The following is a 20,736-nucleotide window of genomic DNA, read 5'->3' as shown; positions in this document are numbered from 1 at the left end:
ACGACTTCACCTGACCCGGCCTTGGCACAACCCATCCAACGACCAGACCCCAACAAAGTCACCGGTATTGCACCTAGCTCCACCATCCCCACATCCTGGCGTGCTCCGACATGAAGACGAGGACCGGCAGGATGTGCCGGACAAGGTCCAGGACCATCCGGAGGATCTCGAAGGCGTCACGCAGCCGCCGAAGCCCGCCTGAGACGCTGACCGTGACCGTGCCTTTCGAGACTCCGGCTTCGGCCGCGACTTCCTCAGCGGTCTTGTCGAGGCCCTTGTGCTCGTAGAGGTACCGGCGGGTCTTCTCGGGGAGCTTGGCGAACTCCTCTTCCAACGTGACCAGGTCCTCGGCGTCCTCCATGGGATCTGTGGTCTCTTCGGGCTGCTCCCCCAAGGCGAGGGGTTCCTTCTCCGGCGGGAACCGGCGGGCTGCCAGACGGCGGGCGATGAGGTACATGATCCGTTCGGGAACACGGTGCTTGTGCCGGTCCCGCCACAGCAACTCGACAGTCTCACCCACCACGTCTTCGGCCGCCACCGTCCGCCGGTCATACGGGAGGTGGCGGAGACGGAAGAACACGTAGCGGGTCAGCCGCTGGCTGTAGAGCAGATGGAACCGCTCGAACTCGGCCCGGTGCGCCCAACAACGTGAGCACCAGCGGTCCACTTCGGCGTACAGGCCGGTCGGCGACTCAGTGCTCGCGGGGAATACCACCGCCCGACGAACGGACTCCTCACAACAGCCCAGGCAGTCCGGCATCGACTGGTACCCGTTCACGTACTCCCCCTTGGAGCGCGGGGGCTGGCTCCTTGTGGCCAGCCCGTCACCATGCTCGTGCACTCCGAGCCCCAAATGGACGACAACGAGTTGCCCCGAATTCGACCGAAGGTCGTTGCCCTCACACGACACGTCGGTGCGGAGGCACCACCACGCCGACGCGGTCACCGCAGCAGCCGCTTCACGCCCTCGATGAGGAAGGCCGCCACCACGGCGGCGAGAGTGGCGTTCGGCAGTTCCTCGACCTGGTCGACGACGTACGCGAGCACGGTGTGCATCCGGAGGTAGCGTCTGTCCCTTAAAGTTCAGTACGCCGGGGTCATTGGACCCATGTGGTGTTTGGAGGAGTGTCCGAGCAGCCGCTATGGCGTTCGGTTTCCTGAACGCTTCGGCCTCACTGGTCAGTGGCCGCCTTGGCGGAATGGGTTGTATGCCTCGAAGGGGGCCCTCGTCGGTTTCCCCACGGCGTCGGCGCTCGGCCCGGTACGCGGTCCACGCGAGTTCCCCCTGCTGCGCGGAGCGCCAGGGCGTTCCGTGCGGTCGCAGCACTCGGCGTAGCTCAGATCGGGGGTCGAGGAACAACCCTTCTGGACCGTGCGGCAACGGCCGGTCGGAGCCGCGGGGATGGTCCCTACTCTCGCTCCAGGTGCAGGGGGTTGTCGTCGGCGTCGATGTACTGCTCGGTCTTGGTGTAGCCCATGTTGAGGCTGTTGCGGCGCCGCTTGCCGATGGAGATGACGCGCAGTTCCAGGCGCTTCGTCCAGCCCGCCACGTCGGCCGGGGAGACTGGCCCGATATCGCACTGGGTCAGCCAGAGCACGGGGTCGAAGCGGTCCGAGGTGCCGGTGAGGGCGTCGGCGAGGTTGAAGGCGATGTTTCGGCGGGCGTGGAAGTCCTGGTCGTCGGATTCAGCGATGGCCGCGGAGATGGTTTCGTAGTCGGCGCGGCTCATCTGTCGGTTCGTGGCCATGGGCCCCTCCTGGCTCGAGGTGGTTGCTGTTCAGGGGTATGGCACGGGTCGCCGAACCCGGATGTCGAGTTGGACGGCCCGCACGCAGGGAGTGCGTGTGTATCACGCAGCGATGGACGTGTGCTGTCCTTCGATGGCGCGGGCGCTGCTCAGACGGGCGGACTGACCGGCGTTGTCTGTGGCCCGGCGGGCGGAGGTGCTGTACGAGGACGTGCGGGAGCCCTTCCAGGCGCCCTTCGTCTGCTCCCCGCACCCGCGGGGATGGTCGCAACAGCGTCATGCACGAGGACCGCGCCTATGTCCGTCGCGTCGCAGTCTCAGGGCAGCAGACGCCAGGCGCCGGAGGTCCAGGCGAAGACCGGTCCTGGCCGGAGCACCGCCCCAGTTCACGCGCCGCCGAGTCGTTCAGGCCGGCGATGGCGACGCTCTGCTCGATGTGCGTGCCGTGCGCATTGCCTCCCGCTGTGGGCCACCACGCGAGCCCTCGCCGGTCGAGCTCATCGAGGAGCCGGGCCTGGGCGTGGGCGTCGTCTTCGGCAAGGGTGGGACGGCCGTGGGGGTCGCACGCCGTGACGACGTGGAGGGCGGCGGTGCCGGCGGGTTCCGGGAGTTTAGGGAAAGGGCCCTCGGTCGTGCCTCGCGGACGCGGTTTGATCCGTACTGTTCGGTCCGGGAATCGGATGTCGACGACCGTCCACCGGTAGGGGTCCCAGTTCGGGGGTGTGGTCGCAGCGTCAGTGACCTGCATGAGGGCCTCCTGGGGACGAAGGACCCCCTTACCCACCGGCAGGGAGATCGGTGCTCGCTCCCACAGGGCCGTGGGAGTCGGTCCTCGGCGCGATCGGCGTCGTGACCGAGCGGAACGATGCCACACCACCGGTCAAGGGGCAAAGCGTTGTGGATCACATTGTGCAAGATCCGGACGGATGTTACTTTCGCGCCCGGTCACGAGTTTCAGCGTCAAGCCCCGGCTTGCTGGACGACATCCCGCTCGCCGCGGATGCCCCGGGTGACGACCGGCCCAGCGCGCGGTGCGTTGGGAAACCGCAGATCACCGGGGTGCGGGTGTGCACTGCCGGGGTCCATCGACTCCGGAGGGTTGGCCGCCCATGCCCGTTTCCGACGCGATCCCCGAATTGCCGACGGGGCGGCAGGACCAGAAGCCTGAGCCGACGCCCGGACCCGCCATGTCCGCAGTCGCAGAGCCGGGCTGCGCGGGCCTGGTGACCATCGGCCTTGACGCTGCCCGGGCGCTGTTCTGCACGGCCGAGGCGAGCGGCTCCGGCCGGCCTGGAACTGACGAGATCTTGGACCAGTGGCTCGACAGCGGATTCGACGTCGCCTTCTACCGCAGCTCGGACCGCCCCCTTCAGGCACGTGCTGTCAGCCAGGGGGAGAATGTTCCCGGATCACTGATCAGCAGCCGTATCGGAAAGGCCCGGTTGGAGTCGGTCTGCCTCAACCCTCACCGGCGCGCACCCGTCCGGCCTCGGGAGCCGGACGCGGTGTCTGCGGAAGGCGAGGAGGCCGACGGAACAGATGCCCGGACGGGTGCCGGCATGCCCGGCATCCGCCGGGGAGACGAGGAGGACAAGCGGCGGTACGCGAAGGTGGAGTACCAGGAGGACACCGGCTGCGTTCTGACGGTCGTGGACGACTTCGCCGAAGGAACGGGGAAGGAGTCGGCCTATCACCTGGGCGGCGACATCACCGCGTACACCGAAGGAGATTGGTTCGAAACGCTCACCACCCTCACCGAACTCGCCCAGGCAAGGCCGGAAAGGGAGGGGTGGGCCCCGGACGGTCCATGGCAGATCCAGTGGCGGTGCAGCTCATGCGACGTCACGGACCCGCCGTACGAGATCCTTGAAGTGTTCGAACAGTACGGCTTCGATCCGGACGAGATCACGCAGCACTACGTGTCCATCTACAGCCGGGGCAGCAACGGCTATTACACCGTCGAGTTCAGTGCGGAGCACCGGGGAGAGGACCACGTCATGTACCTCCAGCTGGACGCTGGCAGCAAGGAGCTGGGCAGCGGCAGTCTCGAAGAACTGCGGAGCCACCTGGAACAGGCGACGGAACGGATGCGGGAGGCCGGCTACACCCCGCTCGACGGCGACTGGAGCGTCCACTGGACACGCTGCCATGTTCCTCTTACCGAGCTGTGACCGACTAACGGCCCCAGGCTGCGGTGCCCTGCGCCCTGTTGTTTCCGTCCAGCCGAAGGGCGCAGAGCGAGCATCTGCCGCCTGAGTCCATACGGGTGCGGGCTCATGGGACAGCACCACCACCAACGGGCCGGGACAGCCCAACACGGCAGAGGTAACCGGCGTGGAAGGCGTCCTCTTCAAGCAGCTGAACGGCCCGTACGAGCCGTCGGTGTGGAGGTGGCGCAAGTACAAGGTGCGAGAGACCGAGGACGCGATCGACGGGGCGGTCACCGGATCCCCGGCATCTCCCCGCACCCTGCTGCTCGGCCGGTACGGCGCCGACGGGCGCCTACGCTACGTCGGCCGCAGCACGACGCTCCGGGCACCGCGGGCCGGGTCAGCGCCCAGCTGCTCACCCCGGCCAGAGATGAACACCCGTGGACCGGCTGGACGTTCTCCGCCGGGTGGGGCACCCGCGAGACCCTCTACGTCGCACTCGTGCGGCCGGAACTGTGCGCCTGCCGAGAATGTCATCCATGCAGCTCAGGGGCTTGTTCGGTGCGGCAGGATGAGCACTAGTGTTGCTTCGTCTCGCCTACCTGACCGTCACCAACGCGTTCGCGGCGCTGTGTCTGCTACCAATGAGCAACCGCGACAAGGACGCGGAGATTCTCGCCCTGTGTCACCAGATCATGGTCCTTGAGCGGCAGCTCGGGGAGGACCGGGTGAAGTTCGCCTCGGAAGACCGAGCCTTCCTCGCCGCTCTGCTGGTGCCGCTGCCGCGCCGGGTTCTGCGCGGGCCCCGGTTGCTGGTCCAGCCCGACACCGTGCTGCGATGGCACCGCGACCTGCTCAAGCGGCGCCACGCCCGCACCTGCCGACCGAAGAGGCCGGGCCGCCCGCCCACCGTTCGCTCGATCCGCATCCTGATCCTGCGCCTGGTCCGGAAGAACCCGTCGTGTCGGTTCGACCTCTCGATCGAAAAGGTCATGAACGAGCAGCCCTTCGAGGGCGGGCAGTACACGCAGGTTGTCGCAGGGAGCCGTGTTCTGGCACCCCACAGGTTGGCGGCGGTGACGACGAAGGCCCGGTAGGGGACGGGGGTCACGACGTACGGCTCCAGTCCCCGGACTTGCCTCCGGTCTTCTCCTCGACCCGCACATCCGTGATGACCGCGGCCTTGTCGACGGCCTTCACCATGTCGATCACGGTCAGGGCGGCGACGGTGACGGCGGTCAGCGCCTCCATCTCGACGCCCGTGCGATCGGTGGTCTTGACGGTGGCCTCGATCTCGACGGCGTCGTCGGCCACCGAGAGGTCCACCCTCACCCCGGAGACGGCGAGCGGATGACACAGCGGAATCAGATCCGGGGCGCGCTTGGCACCCATGATTCCCGCGATCCGGGCCGTGGCGAGGGCATCGCCCTTGGGAACGCCCTCTCCGCGCAACAGTTCGACGACGTGCAGGGAGACCAGGACCCGCCCGCTCGCGCGCGGTGCGCGCGGTGACGTCCTTGTCCGAGACGTCGACCATGCAGGCGGCACCCGCGTCGTCGAGATGCGTGAGGTGACGCTGCGTGCTCATGGCTGACGATGCTCCCAGTGGTCTGCGTGGGCAGACACGGTACCGGCACCGCGGAAAACGGTACCGGCACCGCGGAAAGACGGCAGCCCAGGGCCGATCCACGGACCCCGGAGGTCCCGGGCCGGCCCGACGAAGGCTCGGCCGAGGACGATCAACCGAGCAGGACGACGTCCAGCTCGGCACCCGGCTCGACCTCGGTGGTGTCCTCGGGAATCACGATCAACGCGTCCGCATGGGCCAGGGCGGCGACCAGGTGCGACCCGGCCCCGCCGACCGGAGCGACACCGCCGGCCGTCCCCTCCTGGGTGGGCGGCTCGTACCTGCCGCGCAGGAACTGCCGCTTGCCGGCCGGCGAGGTCAGCGGCTCGCCGACCTCGAGACGGGCCCGGACCACCCTGCGCTCATGGGGCTCGAGCCCCATGAGGGCCCGGATCGCGGGGCGGACGAACAGCTCGAAGGAGACATACGCGCTGACCGGGTTGCCGGGGAGGGCGAGCAGCGGGGTGCGGTCGGGGCCGATACGGCCGAAGCCCTGCGGCTTGCCGGGCTGCATGGCGAGCCTGCGGAACTCGACCCGGCCGCCTTCCGCGGCGGAGGAGCTGCCGTGCGGTCCGCCGGCGTCGTCCCTGTCGTCCCCGTCGTGCGCCCCTCCCCCGAACCGCGACAACGTTTCCTTCACCACGTCGTACGCGCCGACGCTGACGCCGCCGCTGGTGACGATGAGGTCGGCGTGGGCCAGCTGCTCCTCCAGGGCGGCACGCAGGCTCTCGGCGTCGTCGGCCACGGCCCCGGCGCGGTAGGCGATGGCTCCGGCGTCCCGGGCCGCGGCGGTGAGCGCGAAGCTGTTGGAGTCATGGATGCGGCCGGGGGTCAGCTCCTCGCCGGGCTGGACGAGCTCGCTGCCGGTGGAGATGACGACCACGCGCGGGCGCGGCCGGACCGTGACGGTGCTGCGGCCGATGGCCGCGAGCAGTCCGATCCGGGATGGGCCGAGGACCGTACCGGCTTCCAGGGCGAGGTCTCCGGCCTGCACGTCGCTGCCGCGGAGGCGGATGTGTCGTCCGGCCCGGGCGGGGCGGTAGACCCGGACCTCGCCGCCGGCGCCCTCGGGAGCGGAGGAGTGGGCGCGCATGGTGGTGGCGGGCCCCCGTCCCGTACCGCCGTCGGTCCACTCGACCGGGACGACGGCGTCGGCGCCGGGCGGCAGCGGGGCACCGGTCATGATGCGGGCGGCCTCGCCAGGGCGAACGGCGGGCAGCTCACCGCTGCCGGCGGCGACGTCCCCGATGACGGTCAGCACGGCCGGGCGGTGCTCCGAGGCGCCCTCGACGTCGGCGGAACGCACCGCGTAGCCGTCCATGGAGCTGTTGTCGAACGGCGGCAGCGCGACCGGGACCGTGACGTCCTCGGCGAGGACACAGCCCTGGGCGTCGAGGAGGCGCAGCTCGAGGGGCTCCAGCGGGCGGATGTGGGCGAGGATGTCCGCAAGGTGCTCGGGGACCGACCAGATCGGGTCCTCGGCGGCGGCCGCCGACGTCCCGGCGCCGTGGGCTTCCGGGGCGGCCGCCGGGCCGTGGCCCGAGGGGGCGGGCATGGCCGACGCGGCGGCCTGTTCGACACTGCTCAAAGCGCTCCATCCCCTCGTGACATGACTGCGAAGCCTGGTCCGGAAGTCCGGTCCCGATCTTCGCGTTCGCGTGCGAGTCTGACAAGGGCACGCAGACAGTCGACACGGACCCCGGTGTCGTTGCGGCGGCCTGGGTGACGACGCCGTGCACGGGCCCGCCCAGGCTCCGGGTGTCGGCCAGCGTAGGCAGGGCGTCGGTGAGCTGGAGCTCGCCGCCGCGGCCGGCGCGTCGCCGACGGACGGCCGGAGACATGGGACGTATCCCGTTCACGCTGTACGAGCACGGGTTCACGCTGAACGAGCACGGGCTCGCAACAGCAACGGGTCACTTCTCACGCACGGGAAACGGCCCAGGCTCAGGGAGGATGCGGTCAGGCGCGGTCGATGTGGACGCTGGTCGACTTCACGCGGGAGACGGCGCCCCGACTCTACGAAGAGGCCGTTCATTTCCCCTCCCGGGAAGTGATCAAGGGCCGGGCAGACGGTGCCGAGTGGACATCACGGATCTCGTACTCGCCGGAGGCCGAACCGATGATCATCTCATCGGCTACGCCGGTGAACAGGCCGTTCTCCACTACCCCCGGAATCCAGTTGAGCCGGCCATCCAGTGCGATCGGGTCCTTGATGGCCTGCAGATGCGCATCGATCAGGTAGTTGCCACTGTCGGTGATCACGGTCTCGCCGTTGCTGGTGCGGAGCCGAAGGTCAGGTTCTGGATAGCCGAGGCGGGTCAGGAGCCGGGCGATGGAGCGTTGGGTTGATTCCCAGGCGAACGGGATCACCTCGATGGGGAGCGGGAACGCGCCGAGTGTGTCGACCACCTTGGTGCCATCCACGACTGCCACCATCTTGTCGGACGCGTCGGCGACGATGCGTTCCCACAGCAGGCACCCGCCCCCTCCCTTGATCATGGCCCCGTCGTGGTCGATCTCGTCGGCGCCGTCGATGGTGATGTCGAGCCTGTCGACCTCGGCCAGCATGGTCAGTGGGACACCCACCTCGATGGCCAGATCGCGGGTGCCGGTCGAGGTGGGGACTCCTACGACGTCGAGCCCTTCGGAGACGGCGGCACCGAGTGCTCGGACGAACCAGTGCGCGGTCGTACCGGAGCCCAGGCCGATTTTCATGCCGTCGCGGACGTAGGCGTGGACTGCTGCGGTACCGGCGGCCCACTTGGCCTTTTCCTGGTCGGTGCGAGGCTGCATGGTGCTGTCTCCTGTGGAAGGTCGGACGATCGCGTTCGGGGAGAGGGGTCCGGTCGGCAGAGCTCACCGGCGAAGCGAACTTCTCGATGACAGTGCAGTTCGGGACGGGGTGTCCCCACGCGACGTGTCGGTAAGTGACTCCGAGGCGTTGTGCGGTGTTGCGTCGATGTTGGTGTCCCCGACGTGGATGGCTTCGTCGGTGGTGACCCCGAACTGGTCGAGCACAGCACGAAGATGGCTGGGATCGGGTTCGCTGACCGGCACCGAGTCGATCCCCAGCACGACGTCGACGAGTTCGGCGAGGCCAGTGCCAGCCAGCACGTGCTGGGCTCGGAGTGTTTCACCGAAGTGCTGTTTGAACTCGCAGATGAAATGCGACTGGGCGGCCGACGCCTCGGTGGTCTCCGCCTTAAGACGCAGATGCCGGGTGAGCACCACATAGGGGAGCGGGTCGTACATGTAGTCCCGGCTCCCGATCCGTGCCGTCCTGCCGCCCGCCCTGGGCGACCAGGCAGACGACAGCGAGTTCACCGCGTCCCAGTCCGGCGGGACCGGGGAGTCGAAACGGTGGAGGGTCAGACCGGGCCAGTCGGAGTAGTTGGCACCCTCATCGGGCGCATATGGGGCGATCGGCGAGACCAGCTCTACGGCGCGGACCGGCTCGTCCGGCATGAATTCATCAGCCATGAACGTACTCCACTCCATCTGTGCCGCGGCTGTCTGTATCAGGTCTCCGCAAGCCAGTCCGCCCACTGACTCGCCCTGGGCCAGAACCGGGATTCCGGCGTCGGCCGGCACCCGCTGCCGCGCTGCCGCTGCTGGGGGTGGCTGCGTGTCGACGGTTGACGGGGGTGCAGAGGTACGCAGCGGCGCGATGGACGACGCCGTTGCGAGTGAGCCTGCTGCTGGGCGCGGTGCTGGTCCCGGTGGAGACGGAGTGAGGCAGAAGCCAATGTCGCAGCCTGTGGCCAGGAACGCGGCCAGGACCTGGCGCCAGGTGAGCTCACCACGGCCGGGAGGGCGGCGATGGTGAGCAGCCGCACCATGATGAGCAGGCACAGTGCCGCGCTGTCAATGCCGGTGGCGGATAACACACTTGGGAGACGGAGGCGATCGCCGCCACGCCTGATCCGGGCGGCGAGCCGTATCCCGAGGGGGCGCGCCGGGCGTGGTCGGCGGACGGTGGTGCCGATGACGGCGGTGGCCTCGTTGGCGCCGGCACATACGCCGGCGGCATGCCCGGCAGGGCGATGAGCAGCACGGGAAGCCGGCGCGGCCGGCGTCTTGGCCATCCCCTCGATGATCCCCCCGGCAGGGGATGTAGGCCTCGTAGCGGATTCCTAGTCTCCCTGGAGTCGGTGCGCCGCCGGCGGAGTTCTGGTGGACAGGCGTGACACCGCGGCGGAGTACCGGACGGAGTGCACCGCCGACGGAGCACGCATGGGAAGGAGTTGGGTGACCTGAGGCCACCAGGGTTTGTGGACCGCCTGACAAGGACGATCACGGGGTCCCCGGCAGAGCAGTGCGAATGCAGTCAGGCATGACCTGCGGAGGGAGCGGGAGCCTATGAACGCGTACGAGCCGATCCTCGTGCTCGGTGCCATCGCGGCGGCGTTTGCGGTGGGATCCATCGTGATGGCCGCCCTCGTCGGCCCCAAGCGTTACAACCGGGCCAAGCTCGACGCGTACGAGTGCGGCATCGAGCCGACCCCGCAGCCGGCCGGCGGCGGGCGGTTCCCGATCAAGTACTACCTGACGGCGATGCTCTTCATCGTCTTCGACATCGAGATCGTCTTCCTCTACCCCTGGGCCGTCACCTTCGACGACCTCGGGATCTTCGGGCTCGTGGAGATGCTGCTCTTCGTGCTCACCGTCTTCGTCGCCTACGCCTACGTCTGGCGCCGCGGCGGCCTTGAGTGGGACTAGCGGAGAGGGCATGTCCATGGGACTCGAAGAGAAGCTGCCGAGCGGCTTTCTGCTGACGACGGTCGAGCAGGCCGCCGGGTGGGTCCGGAAGTCCTCCCTCTTCCCGGCCACCTTCGGCCTCGCCTGCTGCGCCATCGAGATGATGACCACCGGCGCCGGGCGCTACGACCTGGCCCGCTTCGGCATGGAGGTCTTCCGCGGCTCCCCTCGGCAGGCGGACCTGATGATCGTTGCCGGGCGTGTCAGCCAGAAGATGGCCCCGGTGCTGCGGCAGGTCTACGACCAGATGCCGAACCCGAAGTGGGTCATCTCCATGGGCGTGTGCGCCTCCTCCGGCGGCATGTTCAACAACTACGCGATCGTCCAGGGCGTCGACCACATCGTCCCCGTCGACATCTATCTGCCCGGCTGCCCGCCCCGCCCCGAGATGCTGCTGGACGCGATCCTCAAGCTCCACCAGAAGATCCGCGAGGAGAAGCTCGGCGTGAACCGCCTCCGGGCGGAGAAGCAGGCCGAGCAGGAGGCGCTGCGTGCGGTCCCGACCATCGAGATGAAGGGGCTGCTGCGATGAGCGCCATCAACGGTGCCGGGCGGAATGGCGACGCGGGGAAGAACGGTTCTCCGCCCGTCCCGCGCGGCGAGCTCGGCGAAGTGATCGACACGCGGCGCGGCATGTTCGGCAGCGGCGACTCTGGGGGTACCTCCGGCTACGGACGCCTCGTACGGTCCGTGCGGCTACCCGGCGCGACCGCCCGCCCGTACGGCGGTCCACGCGGCCGAGGTGCAAAGGGAGACTTTGACGAGGTCGCCGACGAGCTCGAGGGTGCTCTGGAGGAGCAGGGTCTGGCGCCCGAGAAGGCCATCGAGAAGGCCGTCGTCGACCGCGGCGAGCTGACCTTCCACATCCGGCGCGAGCACTTGCTCCAGGTCGCCAGGACGCTGCGGGACGACCCCGCCCTGCGCTTCGAGCTGTCCCTCGGGGTGAGCGGAGTGCACTACCCCGGCAACACGGGCCGCGAGCTGCACGCCGTGTACCACCTGCGGTCGGTCACCCACGGGCGGCTGATCCGACTGGAGGTCTCGGCGCCGGACACCGACCCGCACATCCCGTCCACCGTCTCGGTCTACCCCACCAACGACTGGCACGAGCGCGAGACGTACGACTTCTTCGGCATCGTCTTCGACGGGCACCCCGCTCTCACCCGGGTCCTGTTGCCCGACGACTGGCAGGGCTTCCCGCAGCGCAAGGACTACCCGCTCGGCGGCATCCCCGTCGAGTACAAGGGCGCCCAGATCCCGGCTCCGGACCAGCGGAGGTCGTACAGCTGATGTCCGAGACATATGCAGAGGCGACAGCCCGGGAGACCACCGAGGGCCGGGTCTTCACCGTCACCGGTGGCGACTGGGACGAGGTCGTCGCGGCAGCCGCCGACACAGCCGACGAGCGGATCGTCGTCAACATGGGCCCGCAGCACCCGTCCACACACGGCGTGCTCCGGCTCATCCTGGAGATCGACGGCGAGACGGTGACCGAGGCCCGCTGCGGCATCGGCTACCTGCACACCGGCATCGAGAAGAACCTCGAGTACCGGACCTGGACGCAGGGCACCACCTTCGTCACGCGGATGGACTACCTCGCGCCACTCCACAACGAGACGGCGTACTGCATGGCGGTGGAGAAGCTGCTCGGCATCCAGGACCGGATCCCGGAGCGGGCCACCGTGCTGCGCGTGCTGCTGATGGAGCTGAATCGCATCTCCTCGCACCTGGTGGCCCTCGCCACGGGCGGCATGGAGCTCGGCGCCACCACCCTCATGATCTACGGCTTCCGGGACCGCGAGGTAATCCTCGACATCTTCGAGCTGATCACCGGTCTGCGGATGAACCATGCGTACGTCCGCCCGGGGGGCCTCGCCCAGGACCTACCCCCGGGAGCCGTCGACCAGATCCGCGAGGGTGTCGCGCTGCTGCGCTCTCGGATGCACGAGTACGACAAACTCGCCACGAACAACCCGATCTTCAAGGCCCGGCTGGTCGACGTCGGCTGTCTCGACCTGGCCGGCTGCATGGCACTGGGCATCACAGGGCCGATCCTGCGCTCCACCGGCCTGCCGCACGACCTGCGCAAGTCCGACCCATACTGCGGTTACGAGACCTACGACTTCGAGGTCGCCACCGCCGACAGCTGCGACTCCTACGGGCGCTTCCTGGTCCGCCTGGAGGAGATGCGGCAGTCGCTGCGGATCGTCGAGCAGTGCCTGGACCGGCTGGAGCCCGGCCCGGTGATGGTCGCCGACAAGAAGATCGCCTGGCCCGCCCAACTCGCCCTCGGCCCCGACGGCATGGGTAACTCCCTCGACCACATCAAGAAGATCATGGGCACCTCCATGGAGGCCCTGATCCACCACTTCAAGCTCGTGACCGAGGGCTTCCGGGTCCCGCCGGGACAGGCGTACGCGGCCGTCGAGTCGCCCCGGGGCGAGCTGGGGGTGCACGCGGTCAGCGACAGCGGCACCCGCCCTTACCGGATCCACTTCCGGGACCCGTCCTTCACCAACCTGCAGTCCATGGCAGCGATGTGCGAAGGCGGCCAGGTCGCCGACGTCATCGTCGCGGTGGCCGGAATCGACCCGGTGATGGGAGGTGTGGACCGATGACGGTACACGAAAACGAACCCGTGGGGCTGGGCATGCCGGCGCTGCCGGCGCCCGCCTTCCCGGCAGAGGTGAAAGCGCGGCTGGAGGCCGACGCCCAGGAGATCATCGGGCGGTACCCGGTGCCGCGCTCGGCGCTACTGCCGTTGCTGCACCTGGTGCAGTCCGAGGAGGGGTACGTCAGCAGCACCGGTATCCGGTTCTGCGCCGAGCAGCTGGACCTGACCACGGCTGAGGTCACCGCCGTCGCCACCTTCTACACCATGTACCGGCGCAGGCCCGCCGGCCGCTACCACGTCGGAGTGTGCACCAACACCCTGTGCGCGGTGCTCGGCGGCGACCAGATCTTCGCCGAGCTCAAGGAGCACCTCGGGATCGAGAACAACGAGACCACCGAGGACGGAGCGATCTCCCTTGAGCACGTCGAGTGCAACGCGGCCTGCGACTACGCGCCCGTGGTGATGGTCAACTGGGAGTTCTTCGACAACCAGACGCCTGAAAGCGCCAAGCAGCTCGTCGACGACCTGCGGGCGAGCCGCACGGTCCTTCCCACCCGTGGCGCTCCGCTCTGCACATTCCGGGAAACGGCCCGCATCCTCGCCGGGTGCCCGGACCAGCGACCCGGCGTGCTGGACGCCTCCGGGGCCGGCGGCGAACCCTCTCTCGCCGGGTTGCGACTGGCCAGGGGCGAGACCCTGGCCGGCACCGGCAGCGTCCCGCTGGACACCGCCGTGTCCGACCCCGGCCGCCCTGCCGGTCCGGAAGGGAGGGAGGGCCGGTGACCGCCGACGTCCTTCTCGAGGGGATGGGGCCGGAGAAGCTGCTCACGCCGGTGCTCACCGCCTTCTGGGACGAGCCGCAGTCCTGGACCCTGGAGACCTACCGCCGCCATGACGGCTACCAAGGGCTGCGCAAGGCCCTGCAGATGCCCCCCGACGACGTGATCGCCCTGGTGAAGGAGGCGGGGCTGCGCGGACGCGGCGGCGCGGGCTTCCCCACCGGGATGAAGTGGGAGTTCATCCCGCAGGGCGATGGCAAGCCGCACTATCTCGTGGTCAACGCCGACGAGTCCGAGCCCGGCACCTGCAAGGACATCCCCCTCCTGTTCGCCAACCCGCACGCGCTCATCGAGGGCATCGTCATCGCCTGCCATGCGATCCGCTCGAACCACGCCTTCATCTATCTGCGCGGCGAAGTCGTCCCCGTACTGCGCCGGCTGCACCACGCCGTCGCCGAGGCGTACGAAGCGGGCTACCTCGGCAAGGACATCCAGGGCAGCGGCTTCGACCTCGAACTCACCGTGCACGCCGGCGCCGGCGCGTACATCTGCGGCGAGGAGACCGCCCTGTTGGACTCCCTCGAAGGCCGCCGCGGCCAGCCCCGGCTGCGACCCCCCTTCCCAGCCGTCGCCGGCCTGTACGCCTGCCCCACTGTCGTCAACAACGTCGAGTCCATCGCCTCGGTTCCCGCGATCCTGCACAAGGGCAAGGACTGGTTCCGGTCGATGGGCAGCGAGAAGTCCCCGGGCTTCACGCTCTACTCGCTCTCCGGCCACGTCGCCCGCCCCGGCCAGTACGAGGCCCCGCTCGGCATCACGCTCCGTCAGCTCCTCGACTTGAGCGGCGGCATGCGGCCGGGCCACCGGCTGAAGTTCTGGACCCCGGGCGGCTCGTCCACTCCGCTGCTCACCGACGAGCACCTCGACGTGCCGCTGGACTACGAGGGCGTGGGCGCGGAGGGCTCCATGCTCGGCACCAAGGCACTCCAGTGCTTCGACGAGACCACCTGCGTGGTGCGCGCCGTGACCCGCTGGACCGAGTTCTACGCCCACGAGTCCTGCGGCAAGTGCACCCCCTGCCGCGAGGGCACGTACTGGCTGGTGCAGCTGCTCCGTGACATCGAGGCGGGCAAGGGCGCGATGAGCGACCTCGACAAGCTCACCGACATCGCGGACAACATCAACGGCAAGTCCTTCTGCGCGCTGGGCGACGGCGCCGCCAGCCCGGTCTTCTCCTCGCTGACGTACTTCCGGGACGAGTACGAGCAGCACATCACCGGCCAGGGGTGCCCCTTCGACCCGGCGAAGTCCACGGCCTGGGCCGACGACCACAAGACCGCCACCAAGGGGGTGCTCGCGTCACCATGACCATCGCCACGAACGCTCCCGCCGGGGGCGGAGCCGCGCCGGTCCCGCCGGAGGACCTCGTCACCGTCACCATCGACGGCATCGAGATCAGCGTGCCCAAGGGCACGCTCGTCATCCGGGCCGCCGAGCTGCTCGGCATCGAGATCCCGCGCTTCTGCGACCACCCGCTGCTGGACCCCGTCGGCGCCTGCCGCCAGTGCATCGTCGAGGTCGAGGGCCAGCGCAAACCGCTCACCTCGTGCACGACGACGGCCAGCCAGGGCATGGTCGTACGGACCCAGCTCACCTCGCCGGCCGCCGAGAAGGCGCAGCGCGGGGTGATGGAGCTGCTGCTGATCAACCATCCGCTGGACTGCCCGGTCTGTGACAAGGGCGGCGAGTGCCCGCTGCAGAACCAGGCCATGAGCGCCGGGCAGGCCGAGAGCCGCTTCGAGGGCCGCAAGCGGACGTACGCCAAGCCCGTTCCGATCTCCACACAGATCCTGCTGGACCGGGAGCGGTGCGTGCTGTGCGCCCGCTGCACCCGCTTCTCCCACCAGATCGCCGGCGACTCCTTCATCGACCTGGTGGAGCGCGGCGCGCTGCAGCAGGTGGGCACCGGCGAGGGCGACGACTTCCGGTCGTACTTCTCCGGCAACACCATCCAGATCTGCCCGGTCGGCGCCCTGACTTCGGCCGCCTACCGCTTCCGGTCACGACCGTTCGACCTCACCTCCTCGCCGAGCGTCTGCGAGCACTGCGCCGCGGGCTGTGCGATGCGCACCGACCACCGGCGCGGCAAGGTGCTGCGGCGGCTCGCCGGGGACGACCCGGAGGTCAACGAGGAGTGGAACTGCGACAAGGGCCGCTTCGCGTTCCGCTACGCGCAACTGCGCGACCGGCTGACCACGCCGCTGGTCCGCGACTCCGCCACCGGTGAACTGGTCCCCGCCTCCTGGCCGGAGGCGCTGGAAATCGCCGCTGCCGGACTCGCCGCCGCACGCGACCGGGCCGGCCGCGGCACAGCCGCTGGCGTCGGGGTCCTGGTCGGCGGCCGGGTCACGGTCGAGGACGCCTACGCCTACGCCAAGTTCGCCCGGGTGGTGCTCGGCACCAACGACATCGACTTCCGGGCCCGCCCGCACAGCGGCGAGGAGGCCGACTTCCTGGCTGCCGCCGTCGCCGGGCATGGCATCGACCTGGACGGCAGCGGGGTGACCTACCGCAGCCTGGAGGCCGCACCGGCCGTGCTGCTCGCGGGCTTCGAGCCGGAGGAGGAGTCGCCGATCGTCTTCCTGCGGCTGCGCAAGGCGGCGCGCAAGGGCCTGAAGGTCTTCTCCATCGCCACCCATGCCTCCCGGGGCCTGACCAAACTCGGTGGCGCACTGCTGCCGGCCACGCCCGGAACCGAGGCCGAGTGGCTCGACGCCCTCGCCGGCGGGGTGGGGCTGGAGGACGCGGGGCAGGAGGCGGCCAAGGCGCTGCGCAGTCCTGGCGCGGCGATCCTGGTCGGCGAGCGCCTGGCCACAGCACCCGGGGCGCTCACTGCCGCCCTGCGGCTCGCCGCGGCCACCAGGGCCCAGCTCGCCTGGATCCCGCGGCGCGCCGGGGAGCGGGGCGCGGTGGAGGCCGGAGCCCTGCCGGGCCTGCTGCCTGGCGGACGACCCGACAACGATCCGGACGCCCGCGCCCAGACCGCAGCCGTCTGGGGCATCGCCTCGCTTCCCGCGGGATACGGCCGCGACACCGGCCAGATCCTGGCGGCCGCCGCGGGCGGCGACTTGGGGGCGCTGTTGGTCGGCGGGGTGGAGACGGCGGACCTACCGGACCCGGCCGCCGCCGAGGAGGCGCTGGACCGGGTGCCGTTCCTGGTCAGCCTGGAGCTGCGGCCCTCCGCCGTCACCGCCCGCGCCGATGTGGTGCTGCCGGTGGCGGCCGTGGCGGAGAAGGCCGGCGCCTTCCTCACCTGGGAGGGCCGGGTGCGGGTCTTCGATGCCGCCCTCAAGCCCGATCAGCTGACGCAGCCTCACCTCCCGTCCGACCTACGGGTGCTCAGCATGCTGGCCGACGCCATGGGCGTGCACCTGGGCCTGCCCGACCCCACCACGGTCCGGCGTGAGCTGGACGCCCTCGGGCCATGGACCGGCGCGCGGCCGGACGCCCTTGCCGATGCCCCCGAGGCGCTGCCCCGCCCGGGCGCGGGGGAGGCGGTGCTGGGCGGCTGGCGGCAGCTGCTGGACAACGGCGCGCTCCAGGACGGCGATGCCCACCTGGCCGGCACCCGCCACCCGGTGCTGGCCCGGATGTCGCCCACCACTGCTGCCGAGATCGGCGCCGTGGACGGCGGCGCAGTCACCGTGACCGGCCCCGCCGGTTCCCTCACCTTGCCGCTGGCCGCCACGCCGGGGATGCCCGACCGCGTGGTGTGGATCCCGCTCAACTCAACCGACGGTGGCGCCGTCCACACCCTGGGCGCGGGACCCGGGCGCGTCGTCGGCATCGCGCCGGCCACCACCGGCGGAGACACCGGCGGGAAGGAGAGCCGATGAACCACTCCCTCACCACCCTCGCCACCGCCGACGACCAGCTCGGCTTCTTCGGCCGCGACCCGTTGTGGCTGGTCCTGCTCAAGGCCGTCTTCGTGTTCGTGTTCCTGACCGTCACGGTGCTCATCGCGATCGTCTGGGAGCGCAAGGTCGTCGCCTGGATGCAGCTGCGGATCGGCCCCAACCGACACGGTCCGTGGGGCTTGCTGCAGTCGCTCGCCGACGGCGTGAAGCTGGCCCTCAAGGAGGACCTCGTCGTCGCCGGCGCCGACAAGGCCGTCTACATCCTGGCCCCGATCGTCAGTGCGATCCCCGCCTTCATGGCCTTCGCGGTCATCCCGTACGGGCCGGCCGACCACCAAGTGTCAATCTTCGGCACCCGTACCACGATGCAGCTCACCGACCTGCCGGTCGGCGTGCTCTACATCCTGGCCGTCGCCTCGGTCGGGATCTACGGCATCGTACTCGCCGGCTGGTCGTCCGGCTCGACGTACCCACTGCTCGGCGGACTGCGCTCGGCGGCGCAGATGGTCTCGTACGAGATAGCCATGAGTCTGTCGTTCGCCGCCGTGTTCCTCTCCTCCCGGTCGATGTCGACGTCACAGATCGTGGAGGCGCAGCAGCACACCTGGTTCGCGATCGTGCTGCCGGTCTCCTTCCTGGTCTACACCGTGTCGATGGTCGGGGAGACCAACCGGGCGCCCTTCGACCTCCCGGAGGCGGAGGGCGAGCTGGTGGGCGGCTTCAACACCGAGTACTCCTCGCTAAAGTTCGCGTTGTTCATGCTTGCCGAGTACGTCAACATGGTCACCGTCTCGGCGCTGGCCAGCACTCTCTTCCTCGGCGGCTGGCGGGCGCCATGGCCGATCAGCGCCTTCTGGGCGGGCGCCAACCACGGCTGGTGGCCGATGCTCTGGGTCACCATCAAGATCCAGCTGCTGTTGTTCCTCTTCATCTGGCTGCGCGGCACGCTGCCCCGGCTGCGCTACGACCAGTTCATGAAGCTCGGCTGGAAGGTCCTTATCCCGGTCTCGCTGGTGTGGGTGCTGATGGTCGCCGCCGTCCGGGCGCTGCGCAACGAGGGCTACGACATCGCCGAGGTCGTTCTCCACGTCGGGGCGCCGGTCGCCACGATCCTGCTGCTCTCCCTGGTGTGGAACCTGTTCCGGCACAAGGAGAAGCCGGTGAAGCACGCGCTGCCGGACACCTTCGACCCGATGGCCGGAGGCTACCCGGTGCCGCCCATGCCGGGGCAGCAACTGCCGTCCGTACCGCGCCGCCGAAGCCGCGTGCAGCAGCCTCAGGCGCAGTTCTGGGAGTCCGGCGAACCCGCCGCCGTCGGCGGTACCTCCACCCCGAAGGGAGCCGAGGATGCCTGACATGTTGGGCCCGGTCGCCGGATTCGGCGTGACCTTCAAGGCCATGTTCAAAAAGCGCCTCACAGAGCAGTACCCGGAGTACAAGAAGCCCACCGCGCCCCGTTTCCACGGCCGCCACCAGCTCAACCGGCACCCGGACGGACTCGAGAGGTGCGTCGGCTGCGAGCTGTGCGCCTGGGCCTGCCCCGCCGACGCCATCTATGTCGAGGGCGCCGACAACACCGACGAGGAGCGCTACTCGCCGGGCGAGCGATACGGGGCGGTCTACCAGATCAACTACGCCCGCTGCATCTTCTGCGGGCTGTGCATCGAGGCGTGCCCGACCCGGGCGCTGACGATGACCAACGAGTACGAGCTCGCCGACAGCAACCGCACCGGCCTGATCTTCACCAAGGAGCAACTGCTCGCCGGGCTCACCGAGGGCATGGTCGCTCCACCGCACGCCATGTACCCGGACACCGACGAAGGTGACTACTACCGCGGCAGGGTCACCGGCGCGGCCCCCGGCACCAGGACGCGGCAGCCCACCAAGAAGGCCGACCGGGAGGAGGTGAGCCAGGCATGACCGTCCCTTCGCTCGCCGCTGCCATCGCCACCTCCACCAGCGAGGCCGTGCAGTTCTGGGTGCTCGCTGTGATCGCGGTTGGCGGTGCCCTCGGCATGGTGTGGTTGAAGAAGGCGGTGCACAGCGCGCTCTGCCTCGCTGCCACCATGCTGGCACTCGCCGTCTGCTACATGGCGCAGGGCGCGGCCTTCCTCGGCGTGGTGCAGATCGTCGTCTACACCGGCGCGATCATGATGCTGTTCCTCTTCGTCGTCATGCTGGTGGGCGTCACCGCCGCCGACTCGCTCGAGGAGACCCTCAAGGGGCAGCGCTGGGGCGCCGCTCTGTGCGGCCTCGGCTTCGGCGTCCTGCTGATCACTGGGATCACCGACGCCAAGCTGCGTACCTTCACCGGCCTGGCGAAGGCCAACGCGAAGGGCAACGTCCAGGGTCTCGCCGAGCTCATCTTCACCCGCTACGTCTGGGCCTTCGAGATCACCGGCGCGCTGCTGATCACGGCCGCCGTCGGGGCGATGGTGCTCACCCACCGGGAGCGCACCGAGGTCCGCCACACACAGCGTGAGCTCGCCGAGCGGCGGGTGCGCGAGGGCGTTCAGGTCACCCCGCTGCCGGCCCCTGGCGTCTACGCCTGGCACAACGGGGTCGACATCGCCGGCTTGTTGCCGGACGGCACCACCGCCGAGGTGTCGGTCAACCCCACGCTGCGGGCCCGCGGCCAGATGCGCGAGGTCAGCCGGGACATGCTGCGTCGGCTCGAACAGCTGGAGACTTCCAGCGCCAACCGGCTGGGCCGTACGCCCCCGCGGCGCCGCATTGCCGACACCTCGCGTGCTGCGCTCACTGATGGCGCCGCGGACGAGGCGGCCGAGCGGGCCTTCGCTGCGACATTCACCGAGGGGGAGGCCACCCCGTGAATCCGGTCAACTACCTCTATCTCGCGGCCCTGCTGTTCAGCATCGGCGCGGCGGGCGTGCTGATCCGGCGCAACGCGATCGTCGTCTTCATGTGCATCGAGCTGATGCTGAACGCCTGCAACCTCGCGTTCGTCACCTTCTCGCGCATGCACGGCAACCTCGACGGCCAGATCATCGCCTTCTTCACGATGGTCGTCGCCGCGGCCGAGGTCGTGGTCGGCCTGGCGATCGTCGTGACGATTTTCCGTACCCGCCACTCGGCCTCGGTCGACGACGCCAGCCTCATGAAGCTGTAAGGGGTCGCAGACA

At 69.5% G+C, this 20,736-nt stretch carries 19 protein-coding genes, 2 pseudogenes and 1 riboswitch; of the genes and pseudogenes, 13 read left to right on the top strand and 8 right to left on the bottom strand.

All coding sequences use genetic code 11. The features are described from left to right. Positions 1–73: 73 nt before the first annotated feature. The 3 genes from ABD198_RS24755 to ABD198_RS30790 form a co-directional block, all read right to left on the bottom strand. On the bottom strand, positions 74–778 hold the full coding sequence (locus tag ABD198_RS24755; protein WP_344005834.1) for an RNA polymerase sigma factor: 705 nt from the start codon (positions 776–778) through the stop codon (positions 74–76). A 631-nt stretch (positions 779–1,409) separates the two neighbouring features. Next, positions 1,410–1,748, bottom strand: coding sequence for a hypothetical protein (locus ABD198_RS24750; RefSeq protein ID WP_344005832.1), 339 nt, complete (start codon positions 1,746–1,748; stop codon positions 1,410–1,412). 295 nt (positions 1,749–2,043) lie between these two features. Then, positions 2,044–2,496 carry a DUF3293 domain-containing protein gene (locus tag ABD198_RS30790; RefSeq protein WP_425580540.1) on the bottom strand — a complete coding sequence of 151 codons (453 nt, stop codon included), beginning with the start codon at positions 2,494–2,496 and terminating at the stop codon, positions 2,044–2,046. Between the two features lie 195 nt (positions 2,497–2,691). Further along, a riboswitch (SAM riboswitch) is annotated at positions 2,692–2,801 on the top strand. Between the two features lie 56 nt (positions 2,802–2,857). On the opposite strand from ABD198_RS30790, the gene ABD198_RS24745 reads away from it, so the two are divergent. Next, positions 2,858–3,919 (top strand): hypothetical protein, encoded by a 1,062-nt coding sequence (locus ABD198_RS24745; protein ID WP_344005830.1) that lies wholly within the window; start codon positions 2,858–2,860, stop codon positions 3,917–3,919. Between the two features lie 560 nt (positions 3,920–4,479). Next, positions 4,480–4,995, top strand: coding sequence for a hypothetical protein (locus ABD198_RS24740; RefSeq protein WP_344005828.1), 516 nt, complete (start codon positions 4,480–4,482; stop codon positions 4,993–4,995). Between the two features lie 10 nt (positions 4,996–5,005). Here the strand turns inward: ABD198_RS24740 and moaC are convergent. The 5 genes and pseudogenes from moaC to ABD198_RS24715 all read right to left on the bottom strand — a co-directional run bounded on the left by moaC (position 5,006) and on the right by ABD198_RS24715 (position 9,005). Next, a pseudogene (gene moaC / locus ABD198_RS24735) lies at positions 5,006–5,486 on the bottom strand (cyclic pyranopterin monophosphate synthase MoaC). A 151-nt stretch (positions 5,487–5,637) separates the two neighbouring features. Then, positions 5,638–7,080 (bottom strand): molybdotransferase-like divisome protein Glp, encoded by a 1,443-nt coding sequence (gene glp / locus ABD198_RS24730; RefSeq protein WP_344005838.1) that lies wholly within the window; start codon positions 7,078–7,080, stop codon positions 5,638–5,640. 48 nt (positions 7,081–7,128) lie between these two features. Continuing rightward, positions 7,129–7,363: pseudogene (locus ABD198_RS24725) on the bottom strand (UTP--glucose-1-phosphate uridylyltransferase); the annotation flags it as partial. A gap of 193 nt (positions 7,364–7,556) precedes the next feature. Continuing rightward, positions 7,557–8,318: a ribose-5-phosphate isomerase RpiA gene (gene rpiA, locus ABD198_RS24720; protein WP_344005826.1), complete on the bottom strand. Its 762-nt coding sequence runs from the start codon at positions 8,316–8,318 to the stop codon at positions 7,557–7,559. 63 nt (positions 8,319–8,381) lie between these two features. Next, entirely contained in the window at positions 8,382–9,005 is a 624-nt protein-coding gene (locus tag ABD198_RS24715) for an HAD family hydrolase (protein WP_344005824.1), read from the bottom strand. An 879-nt stretch (positions 9,006–9,884) separates the two neighbouring features. Between ABD198_RS24715 and ABD198_RS24710 the strand changes: the two genes are divergently transcribed. Genes ABD198_RS24710 through nuoK form a run of 11 tightly spaced genes read left to right on the top strand, consistent with a single transcriptional unit; the run spans position 9,885 to position 20,723 of the window. Further along, on the top strand, positions 9,885–10,244 hold the full coding sequence (locus ABD198_RS24710; protein ID WP_344005822.1) for an NADH-quinone oxidoreductase subunit A: 360 nt from the start codon (positions 9,885–9,887) through the stop codon (positions 10,242–10,244). A gap of 16 nt (positions 10,245–10,260) precedes the next feature. After that, positions 10,261–10,815 (top strand): NuoB/complex I 20 kDa subunit family protein, encoded by a 555-nt coding sequence (locus tag ABD198_RS24705; protein WP_344005820.1) that lies wholly within the window; start codon positions 10,261–10,263, stop codon positions 10,813–10,815. Further along, positions 10,812–11,573, top strand: coding sequence for an NADH-quinone oxidoreductase subunit C (locus ABD198_RS24700; RefSeq protein WP_344005818.1), 762 nt, complete (start codon positions 10,812–10,814; stop codon positions 11,571–11,573). Before ABD198_RS24705 ends, ABD198_RS24700 begins: the two co-directional genes overlap by 4 nt. Next, positions 11,573–12,901, top strand: coding sequence for an NADH-quinone oxidoreductase subunit D (locus ABD198_RS24695; RefSeq protein WP_344005816.1), 1,329 nt, complete (start codon positions 11,573–11,575; stop codon positions 12,899–12,901). The genes ABD198_RS24700 and ABD198_RS24695 overlap by 1 nt, the downstream gene beginning before the upstream one ends. Then, positions 12,898–13,680, top strand: a complete 783-nt coding sequence (gene nuoE / locus ABD198_RS24690; protein ID WP_344005814.1) for an NADH-quinone oxidoreductase subunit NuoE — start codon at positions 12,898–12,900, stop codon at positions 13,678–13,680. The genes ABD198_RS24695 and nuoE overlap by 4 nt, the downstream gene beginning before the upstream one ends. 23 nt (positions 13,681–13,703) lie before the next feature. Next, positions 13,704–15,044, top strand: a complete 1,341-nt coding sequence (nuoF, locus tag ABD198_RS24685; RefSeq protein WP_344005836.1) for an NADH-quinone oxidoreductase subunit NuoF — start codon at positions 13,704–13,706, stop codon at positions 15,042–15,044. Beyond that, positions 15,041–17,572, top strand: coding sequence for an NADH-quinone oxidoreductase subunit G (locus tag ABD198_RS24680; RefSeq protein ID WP_344005812.1), 2,532 nt, complete (start codon positions 15,041–15,043; stop codon positions 17,570–17,572). The genes nuoF and ABD198_RS24680 overlap by 4 nt, the downstream gene beginning before the upstream one ends. Continuing rightward, a complete protein-coding gene (nuoH, locus tag ABD198_RS24675; protein WP_344005810.1) occupies positions 17,569–18,948 on the top strand; it encodes an NADH-quinone oxidoreductase subunit NuoH in 1,380 nt (459 codons plus the stop codon). The genes ABD198_RS24680 and nuoH overlap by 4 nt, the downstream gene beginning before the upstream one ends. Further along, positions 18,941–19,513, top strand: coding sequence for an NADH-quinone oxidoreductase subunit NuoI (nuoI, locus tag ABD198_RS24670; RefSeq protein WP_344005808.1), 573 nt, complete (start codon positions 18,941–18,943; stop codon positions 19,511–19,513). Before nuoH ends, nuoI begins: the two co-directional genes overlap by 8 nt. Beyond that, the gene (locus ABD198_RS24665; RefSeq protein WP_344005806.1) at positions 19,510–20,427 is read left to right on the top strand and encodes an NADH-quinone oxidoreductase subunit J; all 918 of its coding nucleotides are present in this window, start codon (positions 19,510–19,512) and stop codon (positions 20,425–20,427) included. The genes nuoI and ABD198_RS24665 overlap by 4 nt, the downstream gene beginning before the upstream one ends. Then, on the top strand, positions 20,424–20,723 hold the full coding sequence (gene nuoK, locus ABD198_RS24660) for an NADH-quinone oxidoreductase subunit NuoK (protein WP_344005804.1): 300 nt from the start codon (positions 20,424–20,426) through the stop codon (positions 20,721–20,723). The genes ABD198_RS24665 and nuoK overlap by 4 nt, the downstream gene beginning before the upstream one ends. The last annotated feature ends 13 nt before the right edge of the window (positions 20,724–20,736 follow it).

Origin of the sequence: Streptomyces thermocarboxydovorans (assembly GCF_039524635.1) — a bacterium.
Classification (GTDB): Bacteria; Actinomycetota; Actinomycetes; order Streptomycetales; family Streptomycetaceae; genus Streptomyces; species Streptomyces thermocarboxydovorans.
The sequence above is the reverse complement of the archived record's forward strand: the minus strand, read 5'-3'. Positions and strand labels throughout refer to the sequence as shown.